This window comes from Gemmobacter lutimaris (assembly GCF_003570715.1).
Classification (GTDB): domain Bacteria; phylum Pseudomonadota; class Alphaproteobacteria; order Rhodobacterales; family Rhodobacteraceae; genus Gemmobacter; species Gemmobacter lutimaris.
On sequence record NZ_QXXQ01000024.1, the window covers coordinates 1 to 14160 of the forward strand.

Annotated in this window: 15 protein-coding genes; 10 read left to right on the plus strand and 5 right to left on the minus strand. The window is 60.4% G+C overall.

Annotated elements, in window-relative coordinates; translation table 11 throughout:
* The coding region (locus tag D2N39_RS21325; RefSeq protein WP_407645610.1) for a type I restriction endonuclease subunit R, EcoR124 family at positions 1–1020 on the plus strand (1020 nt) is incomplete at its 5' end.
* 120 nt (positions 1021–1140) lie between these two features.
* Here the strand turns inward: D2N39_RS21325 and D2N39_RS21330 are convergent.
* On the minus strand, positions 1141–1653 hold the full coding sequence (locus D2N39_RS21330) for a type II toxin-antitoxin system VapC family toxin (protein ID WP_158589898.1): 513 nt from the start codon (positions 1651–1653) through the stop codon (positions 1141–1143).
* Complete coding sequence (locus D2N39_RS21335) at positions 1646–2500, minus strand: hypothetical protein (RefSeq protein WP_119136775.1); 855 nt, start codon at positions 2498–2500, stop codon at positions 1646–1648. Before D2N39_RS21335 ends, D2N39_RS21330 begins: the two co-directional genes overlap by 8 nt.
* Before the next feature lie 287 nt (positions 2501–2787).
* On the opposite strand from D2N39_RS21335, the gene D2N39_RS21340 reads away from it, so the two are divergent.
* From D2N39_RS21340 to D2N39_RS21355, 4 genes are all read left to right on the plus strand, one after another.
* Positions 2788–3201, plus strand: a complete 414-nt coding sequence (locus D2N39_RS21340) for a thermonuclease family protein (RefSeq protein ID WP_119136776.1) — start codon at positions 2788–2790, stop codon at positions 3199–3201.
* A 168-nt stretch (positions 3202–3369) separates the two neighbouring features.
* On the plus strand, positions 3370–4611 hold the full coding sequence (locus D2N39_RS21345; RefSeq protein WP_119136777.1) for a nucleotidyltransferase domain-containing protein: 1242 nt from the start codon (positions 3370–3372) through the stop codon (positions 4609–4611).
* Positions 4608–5108 carry a hypothetical protein gene (locus tag D2N39_RS21350; protein WP_119136778.1) on the plus strand — a complete coding sequence of 167 codons (501 nt, stop codon included), beginning with the start codon at positions 4608–4610 and terminating at the stop codon, positions 5106–5108. Before D2N39_RS21345 ends, D2N39_RS21350 begins: the two co-directional genes overlap by 4 nt.
* 91 nt (positions 5109–5199) lie before the next feature.
* The gene (locus D2N39_RS21355; protein WP_233557358.1) at positions 5200–6237 is read left to right on the plus strand and encodes an SAVED domain-containing protein; all 1038 of its coding nucleotides are present in this window, start codon (positions 5200–5202) and stop codon (positions 6235–6237) included.
* Here the strand turns inward: D2N39_RS21355 and D2N39_RS21360 are convergent.
* A complete protein-coding gene (locus tag D2N39_RS21360) occupies positions 6234–6992 on the minus strand; it encodes a hypothetical protein (protein ID WP_119136780.1) in 759 nt (252 codons plus the stop codon). The two genes, D2N39_RS21355 and D2N39_RS21360, sit on opposite strands and share 4 nt — an antisense overlap.
* Positions 6993–7239: 247 nt before the next feature.
* Here D2N39_RS21360 and D2N39_RS21365 point away from each other — a divergent pair, with 247 nt between their 5' ends.
* The 5 genes from D2N39_RS21365 (at position 7240) to D2N39_RS21385 (ending at position 11733) form a co-directional block, all read left to right on the plus strand.
* On the plus strand, positions 7240–7551 hold the full coding sequence (locus D2N39_RS21365; protein WP_119136781.1) for a hypothetical protein: 312 nt from the start codon (positions 7240–7242) through the stop codon (positions 7549–7551).
* 85 nt (positions 7552–7636) lie between these two features.
* Entirely contained in the window at positions 7637–8008 is a 372-nt protein-coding gene (locus D2N39_RS21370; protein WP_119136782.1) for a hypothetical protein, read from the plus strand.
* A gap of 213 nt (positions 8009–8221) precedes the next feature.
* Complete coding sequence (locus D2N39_RS21375) at positions 8222–8446, plus strand: DNA-binding protein (protein ID WP_119136783.1); 225 nt, start codon at positions 8222–8224, stop codon at positions 8444–8446.
* Positions 8439–10364 (plus strand): site-specific integrase, encoded by a 1926-nt coding sequence (locus tag D2N39_RS21380; protein ID WP_119136784.1) that lies wholly within the window; start codon positions 8439–8441, stop codon positions 10362–10364. Before D2N39_RS21375 ends, D2N39_RS21380 begins: the two co-directional genes overlap by 8 nt.
* On the plus strand, positions 10348–11733 hold the full coding sequence (locus D2N39_RS21385) for a hypothetical protein (RefSeq protein WP_119136785.1): 1386 nt from the start codon (positions 10348–10350) through the stop codon (positions 11731–11733). Before D2N39_RS21380 ends, D2N39_RS21385 begins: the two co-directional genes overlap by 17 nt.
* Before the next feature lie 501 nt (positions 11734–12234).
* Here D2N39_RS21385 and D2N39_RS21395 read toward each other — a convergent pair.
* Positions 12235–12927 carry an HAD family hydrolase gene (locus tag D2N39_RS21395; protein ID WP_119136787.1) on the minus strand — a complete coding sequence of 231 codons (693 nt, stop codon included), beginning with the start codon at positions 12925–12927 and terminating at the stop codon, positions 12235–12237.
* Positions 12928–12942: 15 nt separating this feature from the next.
* A complete protein-coding gene (gene repA, locus D2N39_RS21400) occupies positions 12943–14133 on the minus strand; it encodes a plasmid partitioning protein RepA (protein WP_158589899.1) in 1191 nt (396 codons plus the stop codon).
* Positions 14134–14160: the final 27 nt, after the last annotated feature.

Genomic DNA, 14160 nt, shown 5'->3' on the forward strand with positions numbered 1-14160 from the left:
CGCACCGGCCCACGAACCCACCACCACCATCCGCCATACAAGACCTCCATCTGCTCACGAAGGCCTTCTCGCAGGCGGGTCACGCGTCAGGAATATATCAAATCAATGGGCCCGAACCGCCGCATACTTTGTTTCCGGGACCTGAAGGAAAACACGGACGAGGCGATCGCCCTTTTCGCGAACCGGGACGCGGCGGAGGTGGTCCTGATCGGCTCCTACGAAGAGCACCTCAAGAAGTACGAGGAGGCGCTGGACGCGCTACACGCGATCACCCCGACCCCGGACGACGTGGACGCCCTGCCGGACGAGGAGGCGCAGGCCGCCTTCGCCAAGGCGTTCCGGGAGCTGATGCGGGTCCGGAACGTGCTGGGTTCCTTCTCCGAATTCAACCCGGCCGACCTGGCCTCCGACCCGCAGGAGTACGAGGACTTCAAGAGCAAGTATTTGGACCTCGCCCAGAAGGGGGACGGTGAGGGGGAAGGGGAGGGGCCTGATCCGCTCGCCGGGCTGGACTTCGAGCTGGAGCTCTTGCGCCGGGACGAGATCAACGTGGCCTACATCCTGGCCCTGCTCTTGTCCCTGAAGGCGACGGAGACGGCGGAGGGGCGGACGTCCCGGAAGGCGCAGACGCAGCGCCAGCGGGTCGTGGACCTGATCGCCTCCGAGATCGGTCTCCGGAACAAGCGGCCCTATCTCGAGGAGTTCCTGAACAAGGTGATGCCGAACCTGCCCCCGGACGCGGACCTCCGGAAGGAGTTCGACAGCTTCTGGGCCGGGAAACGTGCCGGCGCCTTCGCGGAGTTCTGCGCGGCGGAGAAGCTTGACCCGGACGGGCTCCAGAAGCTGATCGCGGAGACCCTGTTCACCGGGAAGCGCCCCCTTCAGGACCGGGTGCTGTCGATCATGGTCGAGAAGCCCGGGATCCTGCGGCGCCGGTCTGCGGTTGAGCGGGTCGTCGAGGGAATGGAGCGGCTGGTCAGCACCTTCGACGAGGGCGTCGATGAGGTCGGGGAGGACTGAACCGCCTGATTGACGATCCACCGACATGAGTGCGGGGCGATAGACCCAGACTATGAGGTGTGAACCGGCTCGGTCGATAGGTATACCACTCGACGGTGTTCTTCAGTTGCCGTTGTCCCGCTACTTAACCTGTTGTTTCGCGTATTCGAAGAGCTCGCCGTCAGTGGTGTTGTCAGGGTAGTGGATTTTGATCAGGTTGCCGTTCAGGCTCCGGACCCTCTCCGACAGGTGCAGAAGGTCGTCCCTATCGTAGGTGTGGACGATTCCGATATCCCACCGGGCTGCCGATGCCAGATGAACCGCATCTTGGTACTTGTTTAAGCCATCCGTCTTACGCCATAGGGCCCGGGCAGTGGTTGCGATATCGACTGCCATGGGTATTGGTTTGATGAAGGGCTGTTTGAATATATCACTGATCTTTGCATCGTTTCCGTCGGAAAGCGGTTTTTCAGCGAACTTCTCATCCTTCAATCGACGGCATTCGATCATAGAAAGTGTAGAGGTCCAGATCTCGACTTTTCCGGCTCTTGCGAAGCCATAAACGATTTCAAGTTCGCGCTTCTTGTCCGGTTCGCCGTTCAGCAAACCGATGAAGGCGCATGTATCCCAATATATCCGAACTGGCTTACCCAACCTCTTCACCCCGTAACAGGTCCAGGTGCTCTTTCAGCGTACGCCCATCCAGAACATCAAGGTTTTTCAAGTCCGCTATTCTCACATCCGTCCAAGGAACTTCTTCAAAATTTTCGATATCCGCTCGTTTTAGATCGCCGTCTGAGTTGTATTGCAAGGCGCCGGTCAAATGAACCCTTCGGCCCTCCCACACCTCGGCCCAGTTGTGTTGGGGACCCAAGCGCTCCGAGAGCTCGTTCGACAAGACGCAGGTGAAGTCCTTTTCGGAAAGGCGCTCCACCACCACTAGGGCCGGTTTGCCGTTCCACTTCGTCAACCCTACGATCTCACCTTCCACGGTTCCATATTCGGTGCGCTTCCAATCAGGGGCGGCTTCACGCTGCGCTATCTCGACACGCTCGATCGCGGCTTGGGCAACTCTGGCGTTGTGAGGCGAGATGTTAAACGCTTCGGCGCCGTCGATGACTACTTCGGTTCTCTGGATGTTTGTGGTGTTCCGGGCGATGATCCGTTTGATTGTGGGGATCGCGTCGAATACTACCCCCTCCACACGACCTTCCAGAAGGTTTTTCACATCACCGGCCAAGACACCGGTGACCCGATTTGCTTCCAGAACGACTGATAGATCAGGCTTACACGGATACGCCTCCGCCACTAGGGTGAAGGGAGGTGAGTTGGTATGGGCCTTCGTTAGTCGCCAAACAATCTTTCGCTCACCTTGGTTCGGCGACTCCGCCCGTTCCAAGGCGTCTATCATATCAAGAATCTGGTTCAGAGCGTCGGAAACGGTTAGGTATTCCCCTGCTAAGGGGTCCGGATAGACGGTTATGGAAAACGATTTGGTCATAGACACTCTTCCCGCTGTCCTGTCCGATCCGATTTAGATCAGGGCACGACACCGCTACCCGACACTCAACCGTAGCACTTCGATGCTACTGTGAGAATCCCCCTATCCATGAACCCTTTCGATCTAGTAGCGGAAGTCTGTGACGGGAAGCACCCGTCCGTGCGTTTCCGATAACGTGAAGAACAAGATGAAGCAGGCGCTGGCCGACGGGCTCGAGATGAACGTGGTCTGGAAGGCCTACAGGGCGAGGGAGTGGCGAAGATGCTGGTCGCCCCGTTGATCGCCTGATGACCTGGAAAATAGCCATCCTTGTTGCCGCGCTCACGTCGGGCCCGGCCTTTGCGGACCGGATGATCGAGGGCCGGGTCACGGTCGTGCGCGATGTGGACACGATCGTCGTGGCCGGAGTCCCGGTCCGCCTGAACGGGCTGGACGGGCCCGAGACGTCGACCCGGATCGGCCGGGAGGCGCGCGCCTTCATGAACAGGCTGGTGCGGGGCGAGACCGTGATCTGCCAGCTGAACGGGGAGCGCACCCATGACCGCTGGGTCGGGGTCTGTTTCCTGAACGGGCAGGACATCGGCGCGATCGCGGTGGCGAACGGGCACGCGCTCGACTGCGCCCGCTACTCCGGTGGCCGGTACCGGGGGTTGGAAACCCCGGCGGCCAGATCCCGAATTGGGCGAGCGGGATACTGTTGAGCATGTGACCCTAACTGACCAGATCCCCAAATAATCGAGTTGGGGTAAATGGAGAACGAATTACCGTCTATAGTGTTGTCGTGTGGTCAAATTTCACATATATTGTATCCGTTAGCGCGTTAGGTTGAGGGAGGCAATCGGACGAGCACCATAACGGAGGGCTTTCCGATGCCACTGGACGACACCTCGCCGCACCTCGATGCCTTGCTGCTCGGCACCGTTCTCGAGATGGAACTGAGTGATCGAGACCACCAAGTCGCCTCGAAACGCTACAACCTTATTCCGGATCACCTCCAGCGCCCGACCAGTCCGATCCGTCAGTATATGGAGAACGCGCTCGTCTACCCGCAGGGTTCGCGCGCCATCGGAGCCACCATCGTTCATGGCGCGGACGACGACAGGTTTGATCTGGATGCCGTTCTCGAGTTCCAGACCCCGGTCGGATGGACGCCGCGACGGGTGCTGGACGAGCTTCATGCCGCCTTTGCGGGATTCCCCGATGTGAAGAAGATCGAGCGGTGCACGCGGTGTATTCAGCTCCAGTTCGCGTTCATGCATCTCGATGTGACGCCGATGGATCCGGATCGTGACCCTCGGCCGGAGAGGGTTGGTGAAATCTACCACAGCCCTGATGACCGACTTGATCGCCGGTTCCGTGTGAACCCCTACGGTTTTGCGCAGCATTTCAGGTCCCGTATCACGATGCCGACCCGGGGCTTTCAGGACAGTGTCCGTGATCTGCGTGCGAGGATGCAGATCAAGGATCGCCTGGTGGTCGGAAACGTCATGGCCGACGCTGATATCGACGATCTTCCCGAACAGATCGATCCGATCCGGGACGCTCCGCAGGTCATCGCCCTCAAGCTCATGAAGCGATACCTCAACCTGCGTTATGCCAAACGGGACGAAAAGCGCCCCGTTTCGATCTATCTCTCCAAGATCGCCGCTGAGGTCCCCCTTTCCCCATTCGGGATCTGCGCACAACTCGAGATCTACGCCGCGGAGCTTGACCGGCGTATGGCGAGTGCGCTCGCGAGCGGACGCCGACCGGAAGAGCGAAATCCCGCCCTGTGGGAAGAGAATTTCAACGACCGGTGGCCGACGCACGATCGCGAAATGACGCTGTTCCGGTCAGACCTGCGGCACCTCATCACGGAGCTCCAGCGCGCACGCTCCTCCAGCCTGGTGGATATCCGCAAGATCTTCGACGACCTGTTCGGCGAACGCGTCAGCGAGAAGACCGTCCGCGCGTATATCGATGGCCTATCCTCGACCACCGCAGCCTCTCACTACGAGCACAACAGGGGTTTCGTCGCAAACCCCGCCCTTGTTGCGGTGGCGCCGCAAAGGGCTGCGCAAGTTTCGAGGGCGGCCCCTCACCATTTCCACCCCGGCATTCGTGGCGAATGAAGGCGAAGCCCAAGAAGCCTCGGTCGGTTCAGGTGCAGCTTAAGCGCATGGAGTTCCGCTGGCCCGATCTTGTCCCGAAGCTCATCAGTGGGAACAGGCACATCGCCTGGATCGGGCCGCTTCGCGGTTTCCAGATGAAATACAAGGTCGCGGTGATCTGGGAGTGGCAGAACCCGCGCGCGACCCCCCTGGTCCACGTCCTGGACCCGCCCATCGCCCCACGACCGGGAACCGATTTCATCGATCTGCCGCACCTCAACTACGACCATCAGGCGCCGGAGGATTCCGCCCTCTGCCTGTTCGACCCCGATGCGGGTGAATGGGACAACACGATGTTGATCGCTGACCGGATCGTCCCCTGGGCGTCCGAGTGGCTACACTACTACGAGATCTGGCATCTCGACGGTGTTTGGCGCGGCTCTAACGCGCCCGGGCCGATCTCCGTGGGCGAAATTCTCAGACAGCGGCAGGAGAACGCAGATGGCACGGGGATCTAGTCCAGGGCAGAAGGAGAGAATTCTCGTCTGGGGGCGAGCCGCCGGTCGCTGCCAGTATCATGGGTGTGGAAAGCGCCTCGACGGTGATCTGGTGACCGGAGACCTGTCCAAGAACAACGCTTACGTGGCGCACATCATCGCTTCCGATCCGGGGGGTGTGCGCGGTGATCCGATCCTGTCGCACCAGCTTTCGAACGATCCGGAAAACCTGATGTTGATGTGTGACCCCCATCACCGCGAGATCGACGATCCGGCCAAGATCGCCCGCTACACCGTGGCAGTCCTGCGGGAGATGAAACGGACACATGAGGAACGCGTGGAGCGGCTCCTTGCGAACCCCAGCGCGATACCGGCACATATCCTTCGGATCGCCGCGTCCATAGGGGACAACGAGACGGCGATTCCGGTCCGGGACTGCATCGAGGCCATGACGCCGGATTTCACCCTCGCGGATCGGCGACCGATCGATATCAAGGTGCGCGACATCGCCCAGAAGGACAGCGATCCGCGCTATTACCCCATCGTCATCGACGCCCTCCGCGCGAAGTTTCAGCGGGAGATCAAGGGCAGGTTCGCGGAGGGAGACCTCGAACACCTTGCGGTGTTCGGTTTCGCGCCCATACCCGTTCTCATGGAACTCGGGGTCCTCTTGTCTGATCTGTCGGCGGTTTCGGTCTATGGGAGACATCGAGAGCCGAAACCCGGATGGGCTTGGCCGGATGATCGCGAGCCTCTTGAGTTTACTTGTGTTCCCGGGGCGCGGGGCCCCAAGAAAGTGGTCCTGAAACTCTCCGTGACAGCGGGGATTACCGATGATCGTATCGCCCGTGCACTACCGGATGAGCCGGTTTCTATCTGGGAAATCCGGAGCAGTCGGCTGGGCGCGAGCGAACTTCGAAACAAGGACGATCTCTCACGGTTCCGTGAACTCGTCGGCAAGACCTTTGACGCCATCAAGGATCAACACGGGATGGAGGTGGAGTTGTCGGTTTTTCCGGCGGTCCCCGTCCCGTGTGCGGTTGAATTTGGTCGCACGTGGCAGCCCAAAGCCCACCCCCCGTTCCGGATCTACGACCAGGTTCCGGATCGGGGGTTTGTGCTGCGTCACCGCATCATGCGAACAGTCTAGGAATCTTCGTCAAAGTCGTGTGCGTACCCCCTGAGCTCGCGAACCTTGCTCGCGAGAATTTTTATTTCTTCCTGATATTCCCTGACCTTGTTGCGTAGGTCATCAAGCTCCGGCTCGCGCTGTGCTGTTGCGGCATCCCAGCCTGCCTTCCATGCCTGATGGAATAACGTTGAGACCTTCTTTTGGAGAGCTTGAGGTGGTCCTGATGTTTCATCCTGCCCTGACGCGTTGTCTCTAGGCTGTTCTGGGGCTTCGGCCGCGACATCATCCGGAGCTTTGGGTGATCCGGAACTTTTTCTTCGCGTCTCCCAGGCCACCTGCCGAGGGCTCTTCATCTCAGGGCGGTTTTCGAGAGCTTTGTCGTATCGTTTCTTCAGATCCACATAGGGGACCGGGGTTGGTCCTACAGCGTCTGCTAGGGCCTTCAGACCTTCCTGCACGTCAATTCGATACAGTCGTTCTGCAACCTCGACTGAAGAGATTTTCGGCGCTTCTGCCTCGCCCTGCACGAAGTCTCCCGGAGCATGTGCATGTAGGAACGCATATGCGCGCCTGACTTTGTAGAGGTGTCCCGCCGAGATGGGCGCACCAAGCTCCGTCAGCTTATCCCGGAGCACATCTTGCCAGGGCCGCCCGGATGCATCGCCCCGGGAGTGAGCTTCCAGCTCAAACAAGAGTCGCCCGATTGTCACCCAGTTCTCGGCCTGCTCCTGAGTTAAGTCACGAAGGGAGTGCTCCGGCGGCGCTGGCAGCATAGCGCAGTCCTCATTTTGGATGAGTTATCCATTTACAGCTTCGGTGACGCGCCGACAACAAAAACCTTTTGGCGCGCGTTGTTTGCGGGCTCGAGTGGTGAAGAAAAGTGAGATGAGGGCAGAATGGATACTTGATCTAACGTCAAAAAAATATTAGATGAGTCATCCAGGATTAGCTTGGAGAGCCCGCTGGCGCCCTGCTACGTCGCTGTGATGCAGCCACCTAGACTCAAGAAGGAGAAGGCCTTTGAACGTTATCGCCGACAGCATGGCTGTCATCACCCGTCGTCGTCGGTTCTACGCGCTTGAACAGTACCAGCCGGGCTATTCGACTACGCTCAATGGCCAGCGGGTCGACAAGTTGCACGTTTTCGACAGCAAAGCCGAGCGCGACGCGTTTCTCGCCCCCGATGCTGGCCATCACGCCGTTAGCGCGGCGGAAGCCCGCCAGCTTTCCAAGGAGCTTTACGGTGTCCCTCTCGAGCGTTGCTGCTCGGAGACGGAGTATGGCAGCGGATACATCGTCTCCCGGCTCATGCGTGATCCCTCCCAGGGGTGAGGTTTGACGCAGAGACCCTCTTCTCCGGCCTCACGCCGCTCCGCCCGACGGGAAACCTAGGCCCGATATTCGAAAGGAAATCACCATGTCACTCTTGAACAACAGCGTGACTAACCTCGCTGCCTTGCGCGCCGCAGTGGCCGAGGCGCGCACGACCGCAAACGAGTATTCCGACGAATATGACTGGAAGGGTTTGTCCGCGACCCGCCAGGTCTTTGGGGCCGGGGAATTCGCGTGGCATGTCAGTTTCCGCCTCGCCGACTTCATGACTCATATCACCCATAGTGACGTGCGGGATAGGTCGGATGACGAACTCGCCGATGAAATCTGGTCCTGCTGGGACACCGACTGGGACGATCTGCAAATCGAAGCTCCCGTCGGTGACTTCCGTGTTGGTTCTTCCGATTTCAAGCAGCGCGACAGCGAATACTGGGGATCGTCAGGGCCAACAGAATAACTTCTTCTCCCGTCACTGGCCAAACGGTCGTCCCCGCGAAGAGCCTCGAGAACGACCAGGCGGCCTGACAGCTCACGGGTTGGGGAGGACCCTACTGCGAATTTGAGAAAAACTATTTCCTAACAGATACTTGTATGTGGAAAACCTCGGCTCCGATGATGATTTTTTCGCCTGCCGAGACTACTGTGAAGGAAGGACACACGGAGTAGGACCATGGCTGAATATCACAACATCGACGCGATCGCGGACCGCTTCCAGCGCAACCCTCGGACGGTCAGGGACTGGATCACCCGGGGCTGCAAAACCCCGGATGGTACGATCCGGCTTCAGGCTGCGAAGCTGGGAAAGAGCTGGGTCGTGAAGAAGGAGTGGCTGGACTTCTTCGAATTCCAGATCAAGCCGCGCCCGGTGCTGGAAGAGTTGGACCTTGATGAATAAGCGCGTTGTGGCCACCTCTCAGGAGACCTATCAGGCCGTCGCGAACCGCCTGACCACGGCGTGGTCCGAGGGTACTCCGGAGGCCAAGAAGGGCGCGCGGATCGCCCGCCGTCTTTTCTGGATGTGCCGACAGGCGAACTGGGCTCCTGAGACGACTGTGGCCTCGCGCCAGGCGGTCACGACGTTTTTCGACACGCACACGCCGGCCACGTTCGGCGTGACACCCGGCACCTACGCGGTTTACCGCTCCGAGGTCCTCTCTGTCCTGAAACCTGACCCGGTGCGGAAGCGTCGGTACATCCTCCAGATGGAAGGGGTATACCGGGAGGTTCACGATCGGACTGTGGATTCCGAGATGCCCGAGGCGTTCCGGTGGCGCTGCTCGCCCCTGCTCTGGTATCTGCATGAGCGTGCGATCGCCCCGCCTGATATCTCCGTTGACACGCTGATGCAGTATTATCAGTTCAGCCTCGACGAGGAACAGCTGCCAGAAGAGCGCGCCCGGCGGCAGGCCAAGGATGCTGCCCGGTATATTTCGCATTTAGCGGGCGATCCGGACTTCGCGGAGTTTGGGTTCTCCCCGGTCGAGATTACGTTTCCCAACAGATCGATCAAGTACGATGTCCCGCGTGGTATCGCCGACGCCCTCCTTCAGGAGTTCGACAACCGCGTGGTCCCCTGGGCGCGGGGTGGGGTTTCCAACCGGGGGGAGACGTGGGCGGAGCACATCGCCCGGCTCGATGCAGCCGAGGCCCCAGCCTCGACCTCTGACAAGAAGCGGGCCTGGAAGGCCAGTCAGGCATACCAGAGCACGATCGCGAAGGGAGAGCAGGTTTCCCGGGGACCGGCGCATGGATTCATGCCGGAGAGCCGCAGATGGAAGCCTGCGACGGTCCGGAGCCGCCGTGATCTATGCGCAACCTGCGCCAAGGTCATGTACGAGGTGGGTGAGTTCCACATCGAAACCGTCGAAGAACTGACGGATCCCGAAATCGTCGAAGCGATCGCGAAACGGCTGGATGCGCGCCGGTCCGAGGATAACCCGCAGTCCTCCTATACCAGCGGTATCCTCACGATGATTGCGACCCTGGCGAAGGATTTCGTGCAGCGCCCCCCGGACGATCTGGAGAAGATCGGGAAGATCAAAGAGAAATACGGAAAGAAGCACGAAGGCATCGCTCCCAATAACAAGGAAACACTCAGGAAATTCACGAATGAGCGGATCCAGGCACTGATCGACATGCCGGATCGGATCACGGTGGAGGTGAACCGGGAGGTGGTGCGCCGCCGCGAAGCGTACCGGCAGGAGCATGGGGCGCTCCCTCCTCCCGCTGTGGTGTTCGACCAGTTTCTGATCAAGCAGGTCATGCTGGCGCTTGCAGCGCACCTCATGCTGACCCGGGCGCCACGGCGCTCGAACCTGGCGGGTCTGCGTCTCGAGTGGATTCGGTGGCGGGAAGGGCTCGCGACCGTGGAAATCCCGCCGTCGTTCGTCAAGTCACGGAAGCAGCAGGATCCCCCTTTGATCATTCCCCTCGATATCAAGGTGAGTAAACTTCTGGACCAGTACCTGAAGAGCTTGAGGCCCAAGATGCTCCACCCGGACGACGACCGGAACTCGTACCTCTTCCCCTCGCCGCCTCACGCCGGAAAACAGCGGATCGGTGGGTTCTATGACGGCTTGCCGGATCGCCTCGTGGATCAGGTCCATGAACGCGTCGGTGTGCGCATCCACCCACATCTCTGGCGTCACCTGCTTGGGTGGATCTGGCTGAAAGAGGATCCGGACAAGTTGCCCGCCGTGCAGAAGCTTCTTGGGCACAAGAGCATCGAGACAACGATACGGTATTACGCGGACATCGATGAGTCCGTGGCTCTGAAGGAGTGGATCGGATACCTCGATGGCAAGAAAACGTAAGTTCGACCCCGAGACCGCGCGGCTCTGGGATCGGCTGAGCGAGTGCCATCCGGGCTATCCAGAGGCTCGAAAGGTCTCGATCGTCTCCGCCTATCGCGGATACCGTGAAGAATTCGGGAGCCGCCTTGCCTCAGACGCAGCCCTGAAGGGGTATCTGGAGCGGCTTTTTGAAGAGAAGGGGGCGAAGCGAGGCTATGCCATCGCGATGCACCTGCGCGATGCGCTGAGCAGCCTCTGGGGGGATGACGCTGGGGCAATCGTGACCCGTCATGTCCGTGATATTCAGCTCCGGGTCGAGGTGACGCTGAAATCCGAGTGGGACGCCGTCCGGGGGGCTGTGGCCCATCTGCCCGCCGCGTGGCGTGTTCCGTTCGATGATTTCGTCACACGGTGTGAAACCGATCCACCCGACGATGTCCTGAGCCCCTTCACGCTTAAAGGCATGGCGGAGGCGCTTTCCGGTTGGGCCCACTTCCGGCACGGCGATACCTCCCGCCCCCTGACAGGAGCCGAGCTGAATGACTATGCGGTGCACCTGGCAGAATCTGGGGTCTGGGTGTCGGCCGTCCGCTCCGCGGTCACGAAGGTCTATATGTGCTACACGCACATCCTCACCCCCGGGTTTCGGTCTGGTGCCTGCCAGGCCGTTCTGCGGGACCTGAAGGGACGGGCAGAAACCGCTGGCCCCTGCCGGAAAAACCCCGCGCAGATCGTTCCTGCGACCCTGCTCTACAAGACGGGTCAGGAGATGATGGACGAGGCGCAGGCCGGATCGAGCCACGACATGCAGGCGGCCACCCTGTACCGGAACGGGCTTCTGCTGACGGTTGCTGCGGCGCTCCCTTTGCGCCGCCGCGCCTTGGCGAGCCTGGACCTCGCCACGAGTTTTCGTCTTGAAGAGCGACCCGTTATCCGGGTGGACATATCTGGCCACTATCTGAAAGTCCGGCATTCCGAGAAGGACTACCGTCGCTACCGGGCGCAGCTCACCAGTCCGGTCGTGTGGGACGCTGTGGATGTCTGGCGACAGCGGTTCCGCCCCATGTTCGATGACGGCACGGCCCTGTGGCCGAGTATGCGGGTCCGGGGCGAGGCCCTGGTCGCTGACGTTCTAGGGCAGGTTTTCGGGGAGACGACGTCCGAGCGCATCGGGGTCCAGGTTCCGATCCACCGGATCCGGGACTGCGTGGCGACCGAGTGTATTGAGGAGCTGGAACATGGGGCGGGCTGGGCGCAGCACCTGTTGAATCATCGTTCCGCGCAGACGGCCACCCAGTTCTATGATCACTCGACCGGCATTGCCGTCAGCCGTGAATTCGGGCAGCTTGTGGCGGCGCGCAGGTCCGATCCGGTGGACCTGCTCCTGTGATCTGGACGCGCTTCCGCTCACCGCCGCAACTGTCTGCAATCGTTCATATTCGTAAGAATGGTTAAGAACGGTATAAGACACACCGACGGAGACTGTCCCTAACCGTTCTTAACTTTTTCCGTATCTGAACGCATCCGCCGTTAACCGCCCCGGATCAGACCGGATACCCCTTAACCATTCCGTTTTTCGCAAAATTCCTGCAGATCTTCTAGGGTGCAAGGTGTCGGACATGCGCTATGTTAGTCATTGAGTCCCTCGAGCCGACGGCCCCACAGATGACGAGAGCCCACCCGAATACCCCACAGGAGCCGCCCTCGCAGAAAGAGGCGAGCGCACTTCGGGATCAATGGCTGAACGAGAACGCCGCCGCGTTTGCGGCGCAAGCCGCTTGGCACGGAGAGCACAGGCATCCCCTCACCGACATAATTTCCGGCCCCCTGACCCCTCTGTGACAAGCCGTCTCGTGTAGGTGGTCAAGGGCGGCTCTTGGGTGACGGTCCCTCAGCTTTCGATGTCCAGATCGGTCGATATCGTGCCGCGGGCGGCACGGAACGCGGTTGGGAAATCGTCCCGCCGTTCACGGTGCGGGCGCATGTCCTGATCCGCGTTTCCACTAACGAACAACACCAACATCTTGTCGATATGCATCGCGCGCATCCCAGCCCGGGTCGGCCCATCGATATCAGCGGCGCGGGTATCGCCCACGAAAAGGATGCGGCTCGCGGGTACGCCAGCCGCCTGGATGACGTGGTCATAGATCGCCTGGTCCGGTTTCATGCAGCCCACATGACATGACAGGATTTGGAACAGCGGCTGGATTTCTGGGAACCGTGCCAGCGCGGGCACGTAGTCCACGCTCAGGTTGCTGCACAGCCCGTAAGGTACCTGTAGGCCCGCAAGCATTTCCCGGATCCCGGCCCTGAGGACGGTCGAGGCGACTTCACGGGCGATAGCGGCTTGCGCTACGACCAAGTCGGCGACTGTAGCCCCGCCCTTGATTACTGCATCAAGGTCTGCGAGCGTCAGCTCGGTCGTCATTGCCATGCGGCGAAGCTGGGCGACCTTCTGGGAAGACATCTTCCTGGTCAGTGGTGCGAAAGGGCGATGTCGGCGTGTGATCTCGATCAGCGTGCCGAAAAGGTCGAACACGATAATATCGATACCGTTCAGAACGCCAGTTTGCGTCTCAGTCATGCGGTTCTCCCGAATTCAGGACCTAGCTGTTCTTCCCCACACCTGAAATATTTCTGCTTCGATCTCCGCCGTGATTTGGCGGATCGACTCGATCGCCCGGTCATAGGTCTTCCGATTGGTCCCGCGGGGCTCCACCTCTAACAGGGTCTGCTTAGCGGCGGTCGCGTCCATGATCGCGGTCGACTCGACAAACTCGGTCGTCATGACGGAGTCCCCAAGCGCGGTCCGCAGGAAGCCGGCCGCCTGAACCTGGGGCTTGTCCGTCGCCTTGTAACGGGTGATGAGGTGCTTCACGAAATCGAACCCGTGCTCCGGCGCGTGCCCCTCGACCACCTCCATCAGGTTCCCAGCCATGGACAGGAAGCTGGTGAGCGACATCACATCCAGCATGGACGCGTTGAGCGGGATTAGGACTCCGCGTGAAGCGAAGAGGGCCGCGGCCACTACAAGGCCGAGCTGCGGCGGGGCGTCGAAGATGATGACATCATAGTCCGGCAGGATCGGCTCGAGCGCGTTCGCGATCCGGGTGTGGAATGCGCCGGCCGTGCTCGGGGTCCGGGAGGAGAGGGCTGTCTCGTATTCGAACTCCATGAGGCTCATCGAGGCAGGGATCAGGTCGAGGTTCGGGAAAAAGGTCTTCTGGATCACGTCCCGGGCCGGCACCGGCTCCATATGCCGGATCACGTCATAGGCGGTCGGCATGTCCGGGTCGAGTTCAGGCGTGACCCCGAACATGTTCGTGATGCTCGCTTGGGGATCGAGGTCGCCAAAGAGTACCCGGTACCCCAACAGGGACAGGTTGGCCGCGACGTGGGCAGACAGGACGGACGTGCCGGAGCCCTTTCGGACGGTAAGGAAGGTTATCGCCACGCAGGGTTCGTCTCTCCGCCGTCGCGGGTGGACTTTCGGGTCGATCTTCTTCGCCTCGAACAGGCCCCGCTGGATCTCGTGGACCTCCTCGGCGGTGAAGTAGCGCCGGTTGTTCTTATCCATCTCCCCGGTCGGGAGCCTATCCCGCAGGGTGGAGATGTAGTGCCGGAACGTGTTCTGGTTGATCCGCAGGAAGTCGGCCGCCTCGCGCATCGCGAACTTGCGCAGGGTCTTGCGCGTGTGCGGCAGTGGGATCTCAACGCCATGCCCCTTAAGCTGACCGACCACCCGATCCGAGACCGCCTGAAAATTTCGGCACCCTTTGCGGGCGCGCATCCGAGTTTTATTGTCAATCCTGCCTGT